The 22203-nt window shown below is 67.5% G+C and carries 11 protein-coding genes; 5 read left to right on the forward strand and 6 right to left on the reverse strand.

Annotated features, from left to right (window positions below; all coding sequences use genetic code 11):
* Positions 1–11: 11 nt before the first annotated feature.
* From AAHB16_RS29440 to AAHB16_RS29460, 5 genes are all read right to left on the reverse strand, one after another.
* Positions 12–2021 carry a TonB-dependent receptor plug domain-containing protein gene (locus AAHB16_RS29440; RefSeq protein ID WP_342052640.1) on the reverse strand — a complete coding sequence of 670 codons (2010 nt, stop codon included), beginning with the start codon at positions 2019–2021 and terminating at the stop codon, positions 12–14.
* 330 nt (positions 2022–2351) lie between these two features.
* Complete coding sequence (locus AAHB16_RS29445) at positions 2352–2672, reverse strand: DUF6587 family protein (RefSeq protein WP_150376030.1); 321 nt, start codon at positions 2670–2672, stop codon at positions 2352–2354.
* 31 nt (positions 2673–2703) lie between these two features.
* On the reverse strand, positions 2704–4563 hold the full coding sequence (feoB, locus tag AAHB16_RS29450; RefSeq protein WP_150376032.1) for a ferrous iron transport protein B: 1860 nt from the start codon (positions 4561–4563) through the stop codon (positions 2704–2706).
* A 25-nt stretch (positions 4564–4588) separates the two neighbouring features.
* Positions 4589–4912, reverse strand: a complete 324-nt coding sequence (locus AAHB16_RS29455; RefSeq protein WP_150377460.1) for a FeoA family protein — start codon at positions 4910–4912, stop codon at positions 4589–4591.
* A gap of 294 nt (positions 4913–5206) precedes the next feature.
* Positions 5207–6094 (reverse strand): LysR substrate-binding domain-containing protein, encoded by an 888-nt coding sequence (locus AAHB16_RS29460; protein WP_150376034.1) that lies wholly within the window; start codon positions 6092–6094, stop codon positions 5207–5209.
* A 132-nt stretch (positions 6095–6226) separates the two neighbouring features.
* On the opposite strand from AAHB16_RS29460, the gene AAHB16_RS29465 reads away from it, so the two are divergent.
* The 4 genes from AAHB16_RS29465 (at position 6227) to AAHB16_RS29480 (ending at position 19610) form a co-directional block, all read left to right on the forward strand.
* Positions 6227–8023 carry an acyl-CoA dehydrogenase family protein gene (locus AAHB16_RS29465; RefSeq protein ID WP_342052641.1) on the forward strand — a complete coding sequence of 599 codons (1797 nt, stop codon included), beginning with the start codon at positions 6227–6229 and terminating at the stop codon, positions 8021–8023.
* Positions 8024–8057: 34 nt separating this feature from the next.
* A complete protein-coding gene (locus AAHB16_RS29470; protein ID WP_150376038.1) occupies positions 8058–9050 on the forward strand; it encodes a Bug family tripartite tricarboxylate transporter substrate binding protein in 993 nt (330 codons plus the stop codon).
* A gap of 16 nt (positions 9051–9066) precedes the next feature.
* On the forward strand, positions 9067–10203 hold the full coding sequence (locus AAHB16_RS29475) for a CaiB/BaiF CoA transferase family protein (RefSeq protein ID WP_342052642.1): 1137 nt from the start codon (positions 9067–9069) through the stop codon (positions 10201–10203).
* 212 nt (positions 10204–10415) lie between these two features.
* A complete protein-coding gene (locus AAHB16_RS29480) occupies positions 10416–19610 on the forward strand; it encodes an autotransporter outer membrane beta-barrel domain-containing protein (RefSeq protein ID WP_342052643.1) in 9195 nt (3064 codons plus the stop codon).
* Between the two features lie 4 nt (positions 19611–19614).
* Here AAHB16_RS29480 and AAHB16_RS29485 read toward each other — a convergent pair whose 3' ends face one another.
* Complete coding sequence (locus AAHB16_RS29485) at positions 19615–20661, reverse strand: AI-2E family transporter (RefSeq protein ID WP_150376044.1); 1047 nt, start codon at positions 20659–20661, stop codon at positions 19615–19617.
* 163 nt (positions 20662–20824) lie between these two features.
* Here AAHB16_RS29485 and AAHB16_RS29490 point away from each other — a divergent pair.
* Positions 20825–22203: ethanolamine ammonia-lyase subunit EutB (locus AAHB16_RS29490; protein ID WP_342052644.1), on the forward strand; the 1379-nt coding region annotated here is incomplete at its 3' end.

The following is a 22203-nucleotide window of genomic DNA, read 5'->3' on the forward strand; positions in this document are numbered from 1 at the left end:
TCCCAGTTGAACTAGCGCAGCACGTCGACGTTGACGCGCGCGCCGAGGTACACGAATCGGCCTGCCACCGGCCCGAAGTCATTGGCATTCGAAAAATCGCGCTGACGATCGAACAGGTTGTTCACGCCAACGAAGGCGGTCACGTTGCGGCCGATCTTCTGGTTCAGCACGAGGTCCAGCGTGCCCCAGCCCGCGGAGCGCGCGGTGCTCGCGGAGTCGACCAGCTCGCTGCTCTGGAAGCGCGCGCGCGTGGTCAGTTCGGTACCGGGCAGCAGACGCCAGTCCACGCCGAAGCGGCCCATGTTGCGCGGCCGGCGGGTCAGCTCGGTGCCCGTATTGAGGTCTTCGGTGTCCGTGTACGTGTACGAGAGGTTGAAGCGCAGCGCATCGGTGGCCACCCATCTCAGCGCCGTCTCGACCCCTCGCGTGCGCGCACGCGACACGTTGCGGTAGGTGTAGACCGCAATGCCATTCACGACCGTGAAGTTGGCCATGTCGGTCTGGATGAGGTTGCTGACGTGGTTGTAGAACAGGTTCGTGTCGAGCACGAGCCGGTCGCGCCAGTTCAGTGTGCCGCCGAGCTGGAAGCTGTTCGACGACTCGGGCTTCAGGTTCGGATTGCCGAGCACCATGTAGCCGAGCGAGCTGTGGTCGAACAGGTAGTAGCGCTCCTTGAGGTTCGGCACGCGATAGCCCTGGCCGAAGTTGGCGCGTACCACACCCTTCCAGTCATCGCTCTGCAGCAGGTTGCCGCGCAGGCCGACCTTGGGCGCGAAGTGGCTGCCGAAGTCGGAGTCGTGCTGGCCGCGCAGGCCGACGATCATTTCCCAGCGCTCGCTGAACAGGATGTCGTTCTGCAGGTACACCTCGCCGTTGCGGCGTTCGGCATTGCCCGCGAGTTCGGAGACGCTGTTGTTGGTCTGGTTCAGGCGCTCGCGGTGGAGGTCCGCGCCGAACTGCCACAGCTGCGAGCGCCAGGCCGGCATGTCGAATTGCATCGACAGATGGTCGGTCCGCTGCGAAGACATCCGCGTACCCGTCTGCACCGTGTTCGAGTATTCGCGCGTGGTGCTGTCGTAGCCCTCGGTCATGCCCGCGACGCGCGCGCGTACGCCATTGTCGAACTTCCACTGGCCGCCGCCGGTAAAGCGGTTGCGATCGATGTCCTCCGACTTGCGCTGCGGCACGTAGTTGGGCGGCGCGTAGTACTGGTAGCGCTGCTCGTCGGTCTCGCGGTACGCGCTCGCATCGACCCAGAAATTGCCGGCGGTGCTGGGCAGCCATTCGAGGCGTCCCGAATACTGCTGTCGACGCACCTTGTCGCCATGCTGGGTCCAGCCATCGGGATCGACCGCGAAGCCCTTGTTGTCGAGGGCGTCGGCGGCGACGCGCGCGCGCAGCGTCTCGGTACCGCCTTCGACGCGCATGCTGCCGTGGAGCAGGCCCGGCGTACCGTCGGCGTTCTGGCCGCCGTACGTGCCGGCGTCGGCCGTGGCCGCGGCGGAAAGACCCTTCGAGATCGGGCGCGTGATCACGTTGATCACGCCGCCCATGGCGGAGCTGCCGTACTGCGCGGAGCTGGCGCCCTTGACCACTTCCACGCGGTCCACTTCTGTCAGCAGGTACTGCGAGACGTCGACGGTCGAGCCCGTGCTGGCGGTGATCGGCAACCCATCGATCAGGATCAGCACCTGGTCGCTGGTCATGCCCTGCAGCGTCACCTTGTAACCGGATTTTCCGTGGATTTCGCGCAATTGCAGGCCGGGCACGTTCTCGAGCGCGTCCTTCAGCGTGCGCGCATGCGTACGATCCATTTCCTGCCGGTCGACCACTTCCGTCTTGACGGGGGTCTCGTCGATCGGCTTCTCGGAGCGCGTGCCCGTCACGACGATGGACGGCAGCAGCGGGGCATCGCCCGTGGCGAATTGCGCCCAGGCCTCGGTCGCAAAGCCGGGGCAAAGTAGCGCGCCGGCGACGGCTGCGATACAGCTTCGGCGCAGTTGGAAGGGCGGTACAGGCACTTTGAAATCGTTCTTTTGCGAATGAAGGTGCAAATGATAATGGTTAACATTCTCATGTACAAGAATTTACAACTCGCGACAATTAGATACGTTGAGATTTACGCGCCACTTTTACCGGTTTCGGAGGAGGTCGCGTCGCGGGAGGGAAAAGGTAAGGCGTACCCGTTTCTGCGTCGCCGACGCACGATGTGGCGCGCCGAAAATCGGAGGCCGTACCCGTTTCTGCGTAGACCGTACCCGTTTCTGCGTGCCCGCTATCGCGCGTCCGCGCCAAGGCGGGCGCAAAAAAAGCGACCCGGTGGGTCGCTTTTTGGGGGGAAGGTCGAGGCCTCAGGGTCGCCGCATAAACCGGATCACCTGCTCGTCGCTGACGGTGGACGAAGGCGTTGCCGACGCCGAGGTGTTCGATCCACAGGTATTGCAGCCGCCGCCGGTGTCGCAGCCACTCGCGCAGCCTGCCGCCGCAGTGGGGCTCAGGCGTCGGGCGATCCAGCCCCGCCAGCCCGGCGCCATCGCGCCGCCGAGCATGCCGGCCAGACCGGCCTTGACGCGCTCGCGCGTGCGGGGCAGATAACGTGCCGCGACCGAGAGCGCGCACGCGATCACGATCAGCGGGACCAGCAGGGTTTCAAAGGCATGATAGAGCGTCATGGTCGGTTCGACCGGCGAGTCTTTCGCCGGTTCAGCTAAACATCAGGGCCACGCGATAGGTCACGAACGATGCCAGGTAAGCCAGCCCGGTCAGGTAGGCCGCCGACGCCGCCATCACCTTCCACGAGTTGGTCTCCCGGCGGATCACGGCCAGCGTCGAGATGCATTGTGGCGCAAATACGTACCACGCGAGCAGCGACAGCGCGGTGGCCAGCGACCACTGCGCGGCGATCATCGGGGCCAGTTGCGTGGCCACGGTATCGTCGCTGCCGGACAGGGCATAGACGGTCGCCAGCGCGCCGACGGCCACTTCGCGCGCGGCCAGGCCCGGGACCAGCGCGATGCAGATCTGCCAGTTGAAGCCGATGGGCGCGAATATGTGCTCCAGCCCCTTGCCGATCATGCCGGCGAAGCTGTAGTCGATGGCCGGTGCGGTGGCACCATCGGGCGGCGACGGGAAGGTTGCGAGAAACCACAGCAGCACCGTCAACGCGAGAATCACCTTGCCGACGCGCGACAGGAAGATGCGCGCGCGTTCCCACAGGCCGATGGCCACGTCGCGCGGGTTCGGAATGCGATACGACGGCAGTTCCATCAGCAGCGGGTGATCCGTGCGGTCGCGGCGGAAATACTTGAGCACGTAGGCCACGATCAGCGCGCTGAGGATGCCCGCCACATACAGCACGAACAGCACGAGCCCCTGCAGGTTGAAGATGCCACCCACCGTCCGTTCGGGGATGAACGCGCCGATCAGCAGCGCATAGACGGGCAGCCGCGCCGAGCAGGTCATCAGCGGCGCCACGAGGATGGTCGTCAGGCGGTCGCGCGGATCCTGGATCGTGCGCGTGGCCATGATGCCCGGAATCGCGCAGGCGAAGCTCGACAGCAGCGGGATAAACGAACGGCCCGACAGGCCCGCGCCCATCATCAGCCGGTCCAGCAGGAACGCGGCGCGTGGCAGATAGCCCGATTCCTCGAGCGTGAGGATGAACAGGAACAGGATCAGGATCTGCGGCAGGAACACGATGACGCTGCCGAGGCCCGCGATCATGCCATCGACGATCAGGCTCTTGAGCATGCCGTCGGGCATCCAGGTGCCGACGACTTCGCCGAGCATGTGCACGCCCCCCTCGATGCCATCCATGAGCGGCTCCGCCCACGAGAACACCGCCTGGAACATGAAGAACAGCAGCACCGCGAGAATCACGAGCCCGAACACCGGGTGCAGCAGGACGCGATCGAGCGCATCGTCGACGCGCGCCGTGCGCGCCGGCATCGTGACGGCGGCCGCAAGCAGTTTCCTGACTTCGTCGTGGGTGTCGAGGTCCGACAGCCCGTCGAGCGGTTGCGCGGGCAGCGCCTTCGGCAACTGGCCCTCGAGCACTTCGACGAGCGCGGCGGCGCCATCGCGCTTGACGGCCACGGTCTGCACCACCGGGACGCCGAGCGCGGCGGAAAGCTTGTCGCGATCGATCAGGATGCCGCGCTTCGCGGCCGCATCGCTCATATTGAGCACCACGACCATCGGCAGCCCGAGGCGGCGCAGCTCCAGCACGAAGCGCAGGTGCAGCCGCAGGTTGGTGGCGTCGACTACCGACACCAGCAGGTCGGGGCGCGGTTCGTCGGCGCGCTGCCCGAGCACGACCTCGCGCGTGACCGTCTCGTCGAGGCTCGCCGCGCGCAGGCTATACGCGCCGGGCAGATCGAGAATACGCACCGTGCGGCCGCTCGGCGCCACGAACTGGCCTTCCTTGCGCTCGACGGTGACGCCGGCGTAGTTGGCCACCTTCTGGCGGCTGCCGGTCAGGCGGTTGAACAGCGCGGTCTTGCCGCAGTTGGGATTGCCGACGAGCGCGATGCGCAGCGCGGAGGAGTTCGGAGCAACGGACATAGGCAGGATTGAAAGCGCGAGGCCGTCAGGCCAGTCGCTTGGCGGCGGCTTGCTGCGCCGCTTGTTCGGCAGGCTCGGCGGCAGGCTCGGGGGCGATGCTCGACACCGACGCGCTGGCCAGATCGACCGTAATGCGCGCGGCTTCCGCGCGTCGCAGCGCGAAGCGCGTAAAGCCGACCTGCGCGACGATCGGATCCCTGCCAAATGGACCAAACGCGATGATCTGCACCGCTTCGCCCGGCACGAAGCCGAGATCGCGTAACCGGCGCGCGATGGCATCGTCGGGCGAGAGATCCTCCACCGATTGCACAACGGCGGCGGTACGCCGGGGAAGTTCAGACAACCGCATCATGCTTTGGCCCTTGCTGGGTCGTAAATAAAAATCGTTCTCGATTGTATAGCAATTGCCGCGAGATCGGCGCCGGTCGCTCCGCCATGGCCGCGTCGGGCAAGGCGTACAGCACGCCTTGGATATAAAAATTACGTAAAAAATTCACGCCAAACGCCCGATTTTATTGGAATACCACATTTGCGTTATTGGTCCGCCGCCAGCCGGGCGGTAAGCTGCAAGCACGCTGAACACCCCGTTCCACGCGTACTTTCCAAGCCACTGGCCCTCGGGACCGGTGGCTTTTTCTTTTCGTCACGCAGCGTTTGCCGCCCGGCGCACGGTCTCCACGAAATGATCGCGCGCGGGATCGTCAGGGTGCTGCCGCCACACGCAGTACACCTCCGACGGCACGTCGGTATCGGTCAGCGGACGGAACGCCGCGCCCGCCATGCCGGAGCGCGCAAGCGCCGCGGGCACCACCGCCACGCCCATGCCCTGCGAGACCAGCGAGACCACGGATAGCCAATGCCGGACCTCGTGGCGCACCTGCGGGTAAAAGCCTTGTGCCACGCACATCTCGAAGATGCGGCTGTAATAGTCGGGCGACGCCTGCCGCGAGAACAGCACGAACGGCTCGCCGCGCAGGTCGGTCAGCGCGACCTTGCCCCGTTCGGCCAGCGCATGGCCGGCCGGCATGCAGCAGACGAACTGCTCGCGATGGGCGAGCACCGTGGTCAGCTCGTCGGGTACGCGCCGCGTATGGACAAAGCCGGCATCGAGCTCGCCGTGCAGCAGCGCGTCGATCTGCTCCTGCGAGTTCAGTTCGGTCAGCGCCACCTGGATACCCGGGAAGCGCGCCTCGAAGTCCTGCAACAGCTGCGGCATGCCGCGATACAGCATCGATCCGACGAAGCCCACGCGCAGCCGGCCCACGGCGCCAGCCTCGATCTCGCGGGCAAGTTGCCGGGCCGCCTCCGCCTGCGCCAGCAGCGCCGTGGCCGATTCGCGAAATGCGCGACCGGCCGCGGTCAGCCGCACGCCGCGGCTGTCGCGCTCGAACAGGCGGGCGCCCACGGAGGCCTCGAGTTGCTGGATGTTCAGCGACAGCGGCGGCTGTGAAATCGAAAGCCGCCGGGCGGCGCGGCCGAAGTGGAGTTCCTCGGCGAGCACGAGGAAGTAGCGCAGGTGGCGGAATTCCATGGCGATATAAAAATTATATGGATCGAGCCAATTTTAGAATTAGACACGAATCGTTGGCATCCGAATAATGAAGCCCAAACCGATCCGGTCACCGCACGCCACGAGGGCCGGCATAGCTTCAGGAGACGATTCATGCCCACGAGCGCCCTGCGCGCGGCCCCGGCGGCCGCGCATCCGTCAGCCCCGCCGGAAGTCCATCCCGTGCCCGACCGCCATGGCGGCAGCCTGTTCACGGCCGATCCCGACCTGCGTGCGCTGCTGCCGCTGTATCTGCCCGCCGACCTGTATCAGCATCTGCTCCCGCATCTCGAGCGCATGGGTGCCCTCGCGGGCGGCGTGCTCGACGAGCTTGCCAACGTCGCCGACCATGCGCCGCCGACACTGTCGCATCGCACGCGCAGCGGGCTGGACGCGCAGCGCATCCACAAGCATCCCGCGTATGTCGAACTCGAACGCGTGGCGTTCGCGGAGTTCGGGCTCGCGGCGGCCTCGCATCGCGGTGGCGTGCTCGGGTGGGACAAGCCGATGCCGCCCGCGGCCAAATATGCGCTGACCTATCTGTTCGTGCAGGCCGAGTTCGGCCTGTGCTGCCCGCTGTCGATGACGGACTCGCTCACGCGCACGCTGCGCAAGTTCGGCGACCCCGCGCTGGTCGAGCGCTTCCTGCCGAACCTGACCACGCAGGTCTTCGACGACCTCTATCAGGGCGCGATGTTCATGACCGAGCAGGGCGCGGGGTCGGACGTCGCGGCCACGGCCACGCGCGCGGTGCGCGACCCGTCGGCGGAGGGCGGCTGGCGGCTGCTCGGCGACAAGTGGTTCTGCTCGAATCCCGACGCCGCGCTCGCGATGGTGCTCGCGCGCGTCGAGGAAGCCGATGGCAGCGCGGTAGCCGGTATCAAGGGCGTGTCGCTGTTCCTGCTGCCGCGCACGCTCGCCGATGGCAGCGCCAATCACTATCGCATCATTCGCCTCAAGGACAAGCTCGGCACGCGCTCGATGGCGAGCGGGGAGATTCGCCTCGAAGGCGCGCACGCGTGGCTCGTCGGCGAACCGGGCCGGGGCTTCGTGCAGATGGCCGACATGATCAACAACTCGCGCCTCTCCAACGGCGTACGCGCGGCCGGCCTCATGCGGCGCGCGCTGACCGAAGGGTTGTTCATCGCGCGCGAACGCCAGGCATTTGGCAAGCGGCTGATCGACATGCCGCTGATGCGGCGCCAGTTGCTCAAGCTGACGCTGCCGACCGAGCAGGCGCGCACGATGGTGTTCCAGACCGCGGAAGCCCTCCGCCGTGCCGATGCGGGCGAGACCGATGCCTATGCGCTGATGCGCATCCTCACGCCGCTGATCAAGTTCCGCGCCTGCCGCGACGCGCGCAAGGTGACCGGCGACGCGATGGAGATGCGCGGCGGCTGCGGCTATATCGAGGAATGGAGCGACCCACGCCTCGTGCGCGATGCGCACCTCGGATCGATCTGGGAAGGGACGAGCAATATCGTGGCGCTGGACGTGCTGCGCGCAATTCGACGCGAGCAGTCGCTGCCGGTGCTGCAGGCGCATCTGCAATCGCTGCTGGCCGATACGCCGCTGCATGCCGCGGCCCGCGAGCGCTTCGAGCGCGTGCTGGCGGGCGCGGTCGCGCAGGCGCAGCGCGCGGCCGATGCCAACGCCGATGGCGACGTGCTCGCGCGGCAGGCCGCTTCGGCCCTGTATCACGTGACCAGCGCGGTCGCGATGGCGTGGGAAGCCGGGCGCATCGGCTCGGCACGCCGCATGCGGCTGGCGCAGGCCGTGCTGGTCCATCGTGTGTTGCCGCAGGACCCGCTCGCGGGCGACGTCGAACCTTCGTGGCTCGCCGATGCGGTCATGCCGCCGGAAGCCCATGTCCGCGACGCGGGTGCCGTCGCCGACGTCAACGTGTTCTGAACCCGATAACAACCACAATACCGGAGACAACCTCATGCCATTCTGGAAACGCGTGGCGGCCGTAGCCGCCTGCACGCTCTGCTTCGCCGTCGCCCCCGCGCACGCGCAAAAGGACTACCCGACCAAGCCGATCATGCTCGTGGTCACCTACCCGCCGGGTGGGCCCACCGATGCAATGGCCCGCACGCTCGCGGCCGCGCTCAAGAACAGCCTCGGCCAGACCGTGGTGGTCGAGAATCGCGCCGGCGCGGGCGGCAATATCGGCGCCGAGGCCGTGGCGCGCGCGGAGCCCGACGGCTACACGCTGATGTTCGGCACGTCCGCGCCGCTCGCGATCAACGTGAGCCTGTACCGCAAGATCAACTACGACCCGGTCAAGAGCTTCGCCCCCGTGATCCAGATCGGCCTGCTGCCCAACGTGCTCGTGGTCAATCCGAACGTGCCGGCGAAGAATGTGCAGGAGCTCGTCGCCTACGCGAAGGCCCACCCGGGCAAGCTGACCTATGCGTCGTCGGGCAACGGCGCGTCGTCGCATCTGGCCGGCGTGCTGTTCAACAACCTCGCGGGAACGGACTTCCAGCACGTGCCGTACAAGGGCACGGGCCCGGCGCTCAACGACCTGCTGGGCGGCCAGGTCAGCATGACATTCACCGATGTGCTCACCGCGCTGCCGTTCATCAAGAGCGGCAAGCTTCGCGCGCTCGGCGTGACCACGCGCGCCCGGTCGCAGGCACTGCCCGACGTGCCCACCGTGGCCGAGCAGGGCGGGGCGCTAGGGCTCGGCGGCTTCGATGTTTCTGTATTCTTCGGAGTGGTCGCGCCGGCCGGCACGCCGCCGGAGGTCGTCCGCAAGCTCAACACGGCTTTTGCCGAGGCCCTCCAGCAGCCCGAGGTCCGCAAGACGCTGCAGGGCCAGGGCCTCGAGTTCGCACCGTCGACGACGCCCGAGCAACTGGGCACCTTCGTCAAGGCCGAGGTCGGAAAATGGCGCACTGTGGTGCAGAAGTCCGGCGCGCAGCTGGACTGACAATACAGGAGACAACATGACGACAACCGGGACAACGACGGGCGCACTGGCTGGCATTCGCGTCGTCGACCTCTCGCGCATCCTCGGCGGCCCGTTCTGCGGACAGATCCTCGGCGATCATGGCGCCGACGTGCTCAAGATCGAGCCGCCGCAGGGCGACGACACCCGCACGTGGGGCCCGCCGTTCCGCGATGGCGTGGCGTCCTACTACTTCGGGCTCAATCGCAACAAGCGCGTGATGCGGCTCGATCTGACGACGGAAGCCGATCGGGAAGTCCTGCTCGCACTGCTGGCCGATGCCGACGTGCTGGTGGAGAACTTCAAGACCGGCACGCTCGAGAAATGGGGCCTCGGTTACGACGCGTTGTCGCAGCGCTTTCCGCGGCTGATCCACTGTCGCGTGTCGGGCTTTGGCGCGGACGGTCCGCTCGGCGGCCTGCCCGGCTACGATGCGGCCATCCAGGCGATGGCCGGCATCATGAGCATCAATGGCGAGGCGGATGGCGAGCCGTTGCGCGCGGGTTTGCCCGTCGTCGATATGGTCACCGGCCTCAATGCCGCGCTGGGGGTGCTGCTGGCCCTGCAGGAGCGCGCGCGCAGCGGCCGCGGGCAGTTCGTGGAAGCGGCGCTCTACGACTCGGGCATCTCGCTGCTTCATCCGCATGCGGCCAACTGGTTCATGAGCGGCAAGACGCCGCAGCGTACCGGCAACGCGCACCCGAATATCTATCCGTACGACACCGTGGCCACGGCCACAGACCCGATCTTCCTCGCCGTCGGCAACGACCGGCAGTTCCGCATCCTGTGCGAGCGGCTCGGCATGGCGGCACTGGCCGACGACGAGCGCTACGCCACGGCTGGCGCGCGCTCGGTCAATCGCGCGACGCTCAAGGTCGAACTCGAAGCGCGCATGAAGGACGTCGACGGCAAGACCTTCGCCGACGAACTGGCCGCGGCGGGCGTGCCCTGCGCCCCGGTCCTGTCGGTGCCGGGCGCCCTCCAGCATCCGCACACGGCGCACCGCGAGATGGTCGTCGAGATGCCCGGCGGCTACAAGGGTCTCGGCGCGCCGGTCAAACTGAGCCGCACGCCGGCCACATACCGGCATGCGCCGCTGACCGAAGGCGACACGTTCCTGCCGCGCGAGTCCTGACGAACAGGAGAAGGTTGGGACTGAGCGTACCCGTTTCTGCGTGGTTGGAGCACGGGTACCCGCTACCTCTTTTCATTCACTGAGATCGCATTGTCTCTCGGCGATCTCAGTGATCTCGCGGCTTGTTTTCACGCGATATCTGGTTCCGGGAAGGCCTCATTTCATTGGGCGATTTGTGACTATATTGGCCGACATGCACAAAGGGAGTCCGCATGCCGAGCCGCTGCAAGGTCAACTTCCCGCTTCAGGCCATTCCTGCGATTTTCGCGGGCATCGGCTCGATGCATGCGTACGGTCAATGCTCGACGAGCGGCGGCACCATCGCCGCTTCCGTTACCGCCGGCTGCACGATCGGCACGGCGGGTAGCGCGGTTCTCGTCCAGAGTCCCGCGACCTATTCGGGCTGGATGAACTTCACGGCGAACAACCAGACGCTGACGATCGATGCCGGTGCGTCGTTCGTCGGCAGCGATGCGCCGGGCGGCCGCGGTTACGAGAAGATGGTGGGCGTCAGGGGCGCCGGCATCTCGACCTGGACCCTGATCAACAACGGATCCATGGTCAACTCGCTGGATGCGGACCTCGTGGGGCGCAGCGGCGCGCCGGGCCTCAGCATCATTCGCAATACGGGGCTGATGCAGAACAACACGGCGGGCAACCGGCCCACGATTGCCTCGACCAACAACAACACCAGCCTCGATCTGACCAATAGCGGGACGATCTCCGGTAACGGCGGCCCGGCGGTCTGGGCCGACGGCTCCGGCACGACGACGATCGTCAACCAGAGCGGCGGCGTCATCCGGTCGCAATCGAACTGGTCGATCTATCAGCCGGCGATCACCACGCTCGCCATCACCAACGAGGCGGGTGCCACCATCGAAAGCCTCAGCACATCGCTCGGGGCCGTCGTCTCCGGCGGCGTGACTACGCTCCGCAACGCCGGTACGCTGGCGACCGGTGGCGGCGCGGCGCAATCGGCGGTGCAGATGGGCGGCGCGGCCGACACGCTGATTCTGGAGCCGACGTCGGTCATTACCGGCTGGGTCACCGGCGGGGGCGGTTCCAACACCTTCGCGCTGGGCGGGCAGAGCGGCAGCGGCACGTTCGCGCTTGGCCAGCTGGGTGCGAGCGCGCAGTACCGGTCGTTCGGCACGCTGCAGAAGATCGAAGGCAGTACGTGGACGCTGACCGGCAACGCGAGCAATCAGACGCAGAACTGGCAACTGCTCGAGGGTGGGCTGACGCTCGACAGCGGCGCGTCGCTGCTCGGTGGCAGCGTCACGAATCCGGCGACCGCCACCGGTCCGGTCACGCTACGTATCGCCGGCGCGATGACGGGCACGGGGGCGGGCATCACGATGGGAGGGCCTTTCACCAACTCGCTTGTCTTCGACACCGGCGCCACGTTCGGTTCGCGGACGCTCGTCAACAGTGGCGGTGCCACGGTCCTCACAGGCCAGGTGCCCTTCCCGAACGCGGTGACGATTTCGGGCGGCGCGCTTCAGCTAGGTGACGGGTTCACGGGAACGGGCGGGTTCGTGACGGGCCCCATCACGGACAATGGTGCGCTGTTATTCAACCATCGCGCCGATGTGATTCATGGCGGGACGATCAGCGGCACCGGAACGCTGACGCAGGGCGGTATCGGCACCACGACACTGACAGCCGTCAATACATACGGCGGCACGACGTCGGTCACGGCCGGCACACTGCGCATTACCGGCATCGGCACGATCGGGCCGGGTGCCGTATCGATCGTCATCGGCGGAACGATGTTCGTCGATACTCCGGCATCGGGCAACTACACATTCGGCAACGTGCTGTCTGGCGGCGGCACGCTGCGCGCTGCGTTGTCGGCCGCATCCAATACCTTCGCATTCGGCAGCGGCACGGGCACGGCGTTCGGCGGCACGCTCGATCTCGGCACCGGCACGTTCGCGCTTTCCGGTACCAACACGTCGAGCCTGACCGGCGCCACGCTGCAGCTCGATGCGGGCAATACCACGAACGTCGGCACCGGGACGCAGGCCATCGGCGGACTGATCCTCAATGGCGGCACGCTTGCCTACGGCAACGCGCCGACCGGGCTGATCTCCACAGGCCCGCTCGTGCTTGCTGGTGGTCAGGTTCGCATCGATCCGGTCACCCTTGGCGGCGGCACGCTGCTGACGCAGGACGACGGCATCAGCGCGCCGCTGGTGCGTGCCTCCGCCGTAAGCGGCGCGGTCACCGCGCTGTCGCTCGCCGATCTGAACGGCAATCCGCTCGGCGGCAACAGCACGGCCGCCATCGTGCAGGGCGGCAATACGGTGGCGGTCGGTAGCTACACCGCGGCGTTGTCGACGGGTGCCGGCGATGGCCTGTATGCGACCAATCAGCTGACGCAGATCGATCTGCAGGCGTCGCAGACGCTCGCGCTCTCTGGCGATACCACCGCGTCCGCCGGCGCGGACGAGATGCGCGCGCGCATGACGGGCAGCGGTGCATTGCGGATCGATGCCACCACGGCCATCACGCTGACCAACGGCGCGAACGACTATACCGGCGCGACCACTGTCGGCACCGGCACGCTGCGGCTGGGCAGCGATACCGCGCTGGGGCAAACCGCGTCACTGACCATTGCAAGCGGCGCCACCACGGACGTCAATGGCCATGCGCAGCGCATCGGCGCGCTGACGGGGGGCGGGAATCTGCTGGTCAATGGCGGCACGCTCGACATCGCGGGCGGTGGCGCCTTCGACGGCGCGATTGGCGGCAGCACAGGCAATCTGCGGATCGACGGCGGCACGCTCGCCCTCGGCGGTGCCAACACCTATACCGGCGCCACGGCCGTGGCGTCCGGTGCAACGCTGCAGATTGGCGCCGGTGCCACCACCGGCAGCTACGCGGGCAACATTGCCGATGACGGCCTCGTCGTGTTCAATCGCGGCGACGCACTGACATATGCCGGCACGCTGACCGGCAGCGGTGCGCTGACCCACGCCGGCGCGGGCACGCTCGTGCTGACCGGCGACCACACGCACACGGGCGTCACGACCATCGATAGCGGTGCGCTTCAGCTCGGCACCGGCGGTTCCACCGGCAGCATCGCCGGCGACATCGTCAACAACGGCACGCTGGCGTTCCAGCGTGGCAACGCCTACACGCATGGCGGCGCCATCAGCGGTACGGGGGGGCTGACGCAGACGGGCCCCGGCGTCCTGACGCTGACCGGCGCTAACCGTTACACGGGCGCGACCCGCGTCGATGTGGGCACGCTGCTCATCGACGGCAATCAGGGCGCGGCGACCGGCGCGGTGAGCGTGGCATCGGGTGCCACGCTCGGCGGCACGGGCGTGACGGGCGGCGATGTCTCCATTGCCGATGGCGGCCATCTGCTCGGCACGCAGGGCCAGATGCTTACGATGCGCGGGCTGTTGCTCGGCGCGGACGCGCAGATGGACGTCACGCTCGCCGCGCCCAGTACCGCCGGACTGTTCAACGTCACCGGAGACCTGACGCTCGGCGGAAAGATGAACATCACGTCGGCAGGCACATTCGGCCCCGGCGTCTATCGCGTCGTGCAGTACAGCGGCGCATTCACGAACAACGGCATGACGCTCGGCACGGTTCCCGCCGGTTCCACCGCCAACGTCGATCTGCTGCTGCAGACCTCGATCCCGAATCAGATCAATGTCGTGAACGCGGTTGGCGCGGGTCCGCTGACGTTCTGGGACGGCGTCGCGCCGACGCAGTTCAACAATGGCGTGGTCAATGGCGGAGCGGGGTCATGGCGCGCGGGCAACGATACGTGGACCAACAGCGCGGGTGTTATCAACGCGCCGTGGCAGATGGGCGGCTTCGCGATCTTCCAGGGTACGCCCGGCGTGGTCACGGTGGACAACGGCGCGGGCGCGGTCTCGTTCGGTGGCGCGCAGTTCGCGGTCGATGGATACCGGCTTGCCGGGCAGCCGCTGACGACCGATACCGCCGATACCATCGTGCGGGTCGGCGATGGCACACAGGCGGGCGCCGCCATGGCTGCGACCATCGATGCCGTGATTCAGGGCACGGGCGGGCTCGACAAGACCGACCTCGGTACGCTCTCCCTGACGGCCGCCAATACTTATGCGGGCGCCACGGCCGTCAACGCCGGCACGCTGCGCCTGACGGGCTCGGGCACGCTCGGTGGCGGCGCGGCCTCGATCGCGGCTGGCGCCACGTTGTTCATCGATACTCCCGCCGGCGGCAGCTACATCTTCGGCAAGGCATTGACGGGCGCAGGCACACTGCACGTGTCGCTTGGCGCGGCCGCCGACGCATTCGCGTTCGACAGCAGCGTGGGGAGCGCGTTTGCCGGCACGGTGGCGCTGGGCACGGGCACTTTCGGCCTGTCCGGCACCAATGCCGCGACGCTGGCCGCGGCGACATTGCGGCTCGATACGGGCAACGTCACGACCGTCGGTACCGGTGTGCAGGCGGTGGGCAATCTTGCGCTCAATGGCGGCACGCTTGCCTACGGTGCTTCCGCCGCGGACATCGTGTCCACCGGCGCGCTTGCGCTGAGCGGCGGCACGGTGCGCATCGATCCCGCATCCACCGCCACCACCGGCACGCTGCTCGCGCAGGATGAAGGCGTGAGCCGGCCACTGATTCGTGCCGGCAGCGTAACGGGCGCCGCCACGTCGATCGGGCTCGCGGATGCCGGTGGCGTGCCATTGACGACGAGCACCGCGAATATCGTGCAGGGCGGCAATATCGTCGCCGCGGGGACCTATCGCTACGCGCTGACGACCGGCGGTGCCAACGATGGCCTGTATGCCGCGTTCACGCTGAGCCAGCTCAGCCTGCAATCGGGGCAGACGCTCACCTTGTCGGGAGACACCACAAGCCCGCCCGGCGGCGACGAACTGCACGCGAAGCTCACGGGGAGCGGCGCCCTGCGCATCGAAGCCGCCGGTACCATCACGCTCGCGAACGCCGCCAATGACTATAGCGGGGCGACCCAGGTGGCCACGGGCACACTGCGGCTGGGCAGCGACGCGGCGCTCGGACAGACGGCCTCGCTCGACATTGCCAGCGGTGCCGCCGCGGATCTCGGCGGCAGGACGCAGTCCATCGGCGCGCTTTCGGGCGCGGGCAACCTGCATATGAGCGCGGGTTCCCTTGCCATCGCCGGCGGCGGTGCTTTCAGTGGCGCGATCGACGGTACGGCAGGCGGCCTGCATGTCAACGGCGGCACGCTGACATTGACCGGCACCAGCAGCTTCACGGGCGGCACGACGATCGCCGCCGGGGGCGAAATGCGCATCGGCGCGGGCGGCAGCTATGCCGGCAACATCGACGACAACGGCACGCTCGCCTTCGCGCGCGACGATGACTACGCGCATGCGGCCACGATCTCGGGCAGCGGCACGGTGACGCAGGCGGGCACGGGCAATCTCACGCTGTCGGGAAACAACAACTACGCCGGCGGTACCTCCATCCAGTCGGGCTCCCTCACGCTGCCGCATGGCAATGCGGCCGGCACGGCAGGCATTGCGAATCGGGCCGTCCTGCGGCTCGACTTTGCCGCCGACGGCACGCTCGCCAACGAGTTGTCGGGCACCGGATCGCTGCACAAGGCGGGCGCGGGCGTGGCCACGCTGACGGCAGCCGGTTCCACACAGGGCGATGTGGTGGCGGAGGCGGGCACGCTCCGCCTTGCGCAGGCTGGTGCATTCGGCGTCGCCAGCTATACCACCGCAAGCGGCGCACGGACCGCGATGGGGGGCGAGGCGTCGCTGGCGGTCGCGGGCAATCTCGAGCAGGCAGCGGGGGCGACGCTGGACATCACGGTGGGCAGCGTGCAACCGGTGATCGCCGCGACCACGGCGACGCTCGACGGGAACCTCAACGTCACGGGCTTTACGGCCGGTGCGCCGAACACGGCGAGCGCGCTCACGAGCACCGACTTCAGGATCCTGCACACCACGGGCGGCATCACGGGCGATTTCAGTGGCGTGACGCTCGATCGCGCCAGCCAGCTCGATTACCTCGTGATCGGCGGCAAGGTGGTCGGCGGCACCGACTACGACGTCGGCTTCGGCCTGACGTGGACGTCGGGCGCCGCGCGTGGCAATGGCCGTTTCACGCTGGCCGGCGTCGCGGATACTTTCGACGTCGATGTCGCCCTCGCCGATCAGACCGGAACGTTCGCGAGCGGGTGGGATGGCAAGGCGCTGACCAAGGCAGGCGCCGGCACGCTGGTTCTCTCCGCAACCCAGGCGTACACCGGCGATACGCGCATCGAAGCCGGCACGCTCAGGACCTCCGTGGTCAACGCATTCGCATCGAGCGCGAATGTCGGTGTGGCGTCGGGGGCGGTGCTGGACCTCGGCGGCTTCGATCAGCGCGCGGCCAACCTCTCCGGCGCGGGAAGTATCGTGCTGGGCAGCGCGACCCTCGACGCCGCGCAGGCCTCCGATACGACGTTCAGCGGGACGATCGCCGGCGCGGGCGGCCTCGTCAAGAGCGGACCGGGCACCCTCACGCTGAGCGGTGCCAATACCTATGCCGCGGGTACCACCATCGCGGCCGGCACGCTCGTCGTCCCGCATGCCGCGGCACTCGGAAGCGGACCAATCGGGAATGCGGGCACGTTGCAGCTTGCATTCGCTTCCGACGAGACGCTGGCCAACGCGATGGCGGGGAGCGGGACGCTGAACAAGACGGGCGCCGGCGTCGCAATGCTGACGGCGGGCGGCACCCAGGGCAACGTGACCGTCGGCGAAGGTACGCTCAGGTTCGGCCAGACCGGCGCCTTCAACGTCACGGGCAATCATGTCACGGCATCTGGCGCCACGACCGCGCTGACGTCCGCCGCCACGCTGAACATCGGCGGCAACGCGGCGATCGACGGCAGGCTCGCCGATGTGGCGGGCCCTGGGCAGCCGGCGATCACCGCCGCCACGATCGCGCTTGGCGCGGGTGCTGTCTATCGCCTCGCGGGCTACAGCGCGCCGGCAACCGCCACCGCGTCGGATCTGGCGTTCACCCGCTACAACGTGCTCCACACCACGCAGTCGGGCGGCCTGACAGGCACGTTCGCCCGTATCGACCTCGGCGGTGCGTCGAGTTCCGTGGACTACCTGACAGCGACGAGTGCCTATGGGCCGCAGGACTATGACGTCGGCCTGGCGCTGAGCTGGTACGCGGGCGCGTCGACGACCCCGCAACAAGCGCACGGTACCTTCACGCTTGTCGGGGCCGGCAGCGCGTTCGACATGGACGCGGTGCTGGCCGATCGGCCTCCCGATTCCGCCACCGCATGGGATGGCCGCACCTTGACCAAGGCCGGCGAAGGCACGCTGCAGCTGTCGAAGGCGAACACTTATACCGGCGCGACGCTGATCGACGGCGGCACACTGCGCGCGGGGGTCGTCAACGCGGTTGCCGCCAGCGAGCGCATGCAGGTGGCCACCGGCGCGACGTTCGACCTGAACGGTTTCGATCAGCGCGTCAACAACCTCTCGGGGGCAGGAACGGTTGCCCTCGGTGCGGCGGTGCTGTCGGCGGCCAATACTTCGGACAGCGAGTTCTCGGGCGTTATCGCGGGCGCCGGCAGCCTGCTCAAGACGGGCGGCGCGACGCTGATCCTCTCGGGCGACAACCGCTATGCCGGCGGCACGACGATCGAGCAGGGCGTTCTGCAACTGGGCAATGGCGGCGCAACGGGCAGCGTCACGGGCAATATCGCGAATCAGGGGAGCCTCGTCGTCAATCGCGGCAATACCTACGCTTATGACGGAGTGGTCAGCGGCAATGGCAGTCTCGTGAAAGAGGGCGTGGGAGACCTCATCCTTTCGCAGTCGCAGACGTACACGGGCCCGACGCTGGTCAACGCGGGCGCGCTCACGCTGGTCGGCAATGCACAGCTGGCCAGCACGCAGCCGGTCACGGTGGCGGCGGCGGCCACGCTCGGCGGCTACGGCGGCGTGATGGGCAATGTCGTCAACCAGGGCCTGCTCGCCGTCGCCGACGCCGCGCCGGGCTTTGCGAATGGTCCGGCCGGGCAGTTCATCGTCGGCGGTTCGCTGACCAATGCCGGAGAGATCCGCATGGCCAGTCCCGTGCCCGCCAGTACGCTGACCGTTCGGGGCGACTACGTGGGCAACAACGGCCTGCTGACGCTGAGCACGACGCTTGGCGGGGATCAATCGCCGACCGACAGGATGGTGGTGGAAGGCAGCACATCGGGCAGCACACGCGTGGTAGTCAACAACAGCGGCGGCACCGGTGCGCAGACCGTCAACGGTATCGAAGTCGTGCGCGTGCAAGGGACGTCGGCCGGCCTGTTCGCGCTGCAGGGGCGGGTGGTGGCCGGGCCCTACGAGTATCGGCTCACACAGGGCACGCCCGCCGGCAACAATGGCAACTGGTATCTGACGTCCATCGACACCACGCCCGCGCCCGCGCCGACGCCGCAGATCCGGCCCGAAGCCGGTTCCTACCTTGCCAACCAGAGCGCCGCCAACGCGCTGTTCGTCCACACGCTGCATGACCGGCTTGGGGAACCGAACTTCGCCGAGGACAGCCGGGACGAGCGCGCGCGCGCGGCCAGCGGCTGGGTCCGCCTTGCCGGCACGTCCACGGACGCCACCGCCGCCGGCGGCAGGATCGATCAATCGACACGGGGCGGCTTTGCGCAATTTGGCGGAGATCTCATCCGCTGGCAGGGGACCGGCCAGCCGTCGCGTTTCCACGCAGGGGTGATGGGCGCCGCGGGCCGGATCACCAGTTCTTCATCGGTGCAGGGTCTTGCGGCGACGGCCAACGGGTCGGTCGATGCGTACGGCGTTGGTGTCTATGGGACATGGTTCCGCAACGACGACAGGCGCACCGGGCCCTACCTCGACAGCTGGCTGCAGTACGGCTGGTACGACAACGAGACGCGCGGAAGCATGCTGCCGACCGTGCGGTACGCGAGCCACAACTGGACGGGCTCGCTGGAGGGCGGCTACACGATCCTGCTGGGCGAGCGGCAGCGGAGCCGGGTCTATCTGCAGCCTCAGCTGCAACTGCTCTACAGCAGCTACAGCCAGGGCGACATCGTCGAGGCCAATGGCACACGCGTGCAGACGCGCGATGTCGGCGGCTGGCTCGCCCGGCTGGGCGCCACGGTGTTCGGACAGGGCGATCTCGCTGGCGGGCAGACGGCCCAGCCGTACATGACCCTGAACTGGTGGCACGCCCAGCATCAGGGCTCGGTGGTCATGGCGGGCGTGACGGTGGCGGACGGTACACCGAAAGATCGCTTCGAGACGAAGTTCGGTGCGCAGGTCCGTTTCAGCCGGCAATGGCACGGCTGGGGCGATATCGGGTTTCAGATCGGCTCGCATTCGTATTCGAGCCTGCAGGGACAAATCGGCGTGAAATACCTGTGGTGAGTCCCTACACCATCCCGGCCGCGACCAGTTCGCGCTTCACGTACGCATAGAAGATCGGCCCGGCGATCACGCCCGGAATGCCGTACAGCGTTTCCATGATCAGCATCACGGTCAGCAATTCCCACGCCGCCGCCTGAATGCGCGCGCCGATGATACGCGCGTTCAGGAAGTACTCGAGCTTATGGATGACCACCAGATAGAGCAGCGAGACCACGGCGATCGGCAGCGATACCGATAGCGACGAGACCACGATCGCCGTGTTCGAGATCAGGTTGCCGAGCACCGGCAGCAGCCCCGCGACGAACGTGACCGCGACCAGTGTCTTGGACAGCGGCAGGTGCTGGCCGAACAGCGGCAGCACCACCAGCAGGTAGACGGCGGTCAGCATCGTGTTGATCGACGAGATCTGGATCTGCGCGAAGATGAACTGGGCGAACGCGGTCTGCAGCGTGCGCGCGCGCGTGACGAGCGCCGCCGCGAGCGGGCGGCGATTGGGCCGGGACGTCGCGCGATACAGTGCCACCATCGCGCCGATGACGAAGCCGAGCAGGATATGCAGCAGCGCGCGGACGATCTCCGTGCCGAGCTTCTGCGCCATCTGCGCATGGGTACGCAGCGCGGCGATCAGTGCCGTGGCCAGCTCCTCCACGCCGTTGGGCAGCGAATCGCTGAGCCAGCCCGGCATCTGGTTGCGTGACCGGTCGATGATGTCGGCCACATGATCGAGCAGCCGTTCGAGCGTATTGCCATCGCCGCTGACGAATCGCACCAGCGCCCAGATGCCCACCGTCAGCACCAGCAGTGTCGTGACGGAGAGGATGGCCACCGCCAGCGCGTCGTGGCGCGAATGCACGCGCACGAGGCGTGGCGCCAGCACATCGACGAGCGAATAGAGCAGCAGTCCGGACAACAGCGCCGCCACGAGGTTTGCCTGCATGACGAGCAACAACGCCGCCGCGGTCAGCACGAACGACACCGCCGTGACATTGAACCAGCGGGGCGTGCCCGGCTGCGGGGAGGATGGCAGGTGGTCAGGTTCCGGCGCGTGCATGGAGTGTGTGGGGGGTGAAGGTGTCTCTGGCGCACGATTGTCTGCAACATGCGGTGGGTTGGCAAGCGGCCCACGCCCGGGCGCGAAACTTGCGTCAAGTTGCCATCATCGTCGCCTATAGTGAGGATTGATCGGCAGGCGGCCCTTCAAGGAGATCGCGTTCATGGCATTCACGCATACGGTCGGCGCGCGGCGGCATAACTTCGCGGATCTTCGCACGCTGCTGGCAAAGGCCAGTCCCGCCCGCTCCGGCGACGCGCTCGCGGGCGTGGCGGCCGGCAGCGAGGAAGAACGCATGGCCGCGCGCATGGCGCTGGCCGAGGTTCCGCTCGCGCGTTTTCTTTCCGAGGCATTGATTCCCTACGAACGGGACGAAGTCACGCGGCTGATCGTCGATGGCCACGACGCCGCGGCGTTCGCCGAGATTGCCAGTCTTACGGTCGGCGATTTCCGTAACTGGCTGCTGTTGCACGAGACCGACGAGGCCGTGCTGGCGCGCGTCGCGCCCGGCATCACGCCGGAGATGGCCGCGGCGGTCAGCAAGCTCATGCGCAATCAGGACCTGATCGCCGTCGCGCGCAAATGCCGCGTGGTGACGCGCTTCCGCAATACGATCGGCCTGCCGGGGCGGTTGTCCATACGCCTGCAACCCAATCATCCGACCGACGATCCGCGCGGTATTGCCGCCTCGATCATCGATGGGCTGCTCTATGGCTGCGGTGACGCGACCATCGGCGTGAATCCGGCAAGCGACAACCTGGGCGCCATCGTCGCGCTGCTGCGGCTGATCGACGAGGTGCGGGTACGCCATGACGTGCCCACGCAGTCGTGCGTGCTGACGCACGTTACCAACACGCTGCGCGCGATCGAGGCCGGGGCGCCCGTCGATCTGGTGTTTCAGTCGGTCGCGGGCAGCGAGCAGGCCAACGCCGCGTTCGGTATCGACCTCGCGTTGCTGGCCGAGGCGCGCGCGGCCGCGCTCTCGCTCGAACGTGGCACCGTGGGCGATAACGTGATGTATTTCGAAACGGGGCAGGGCAGCGCGCTGTCGGCCAACGCGCATCATGGCGTCGATCAGCAGACCATGGAGGCCCGCGCGCATGGCGTGGCGCGCGCGTTCTCGCCGCTGCTCGTCAATACGGTCGTGGGTTTTATCGGTCCCGAATATCTCTACGATGGCAAGCAGATCGTCCGCGCCGGGCTCGAGGACCATTTCTGCGGCAAGCTCATCGGCGTGCCGATGGGCTGCGACGTCTGCTACACGAATCACGCCGAAGCCGATCAGGACGACATGGACAATCTGCTGACGCTGTTCGGCGTGGCGGGTATCAATTTCATCATGGGCGTGCCGGGCGCCGACGACATCATGCTGAACTACCAGAGCACGGCATTCCACGATGCGCTCTATCTGCGCGAGGTGATGGGCCTGCGCCCGGCGCCGGAGTTCGAGGCATGGCTGCAGCGGAGCGGTATCGTCGATACGGGGGGACGGGGGGGGGGCCCCCCCCCCCCGCCCCCCCCGCCGGGCGAGGGGCCCGGGCG

The organism is Cupriavidus sp. OTU4054 (assembly GCF_038440175.1).
Taxonomy (GTDB): Bacteria; Pseudomonadota; Gammaproteobacteria; order Burkholderiales; family Burkholderiaceae; genus Cupriavidus; species Cupriavidus pauculus_D.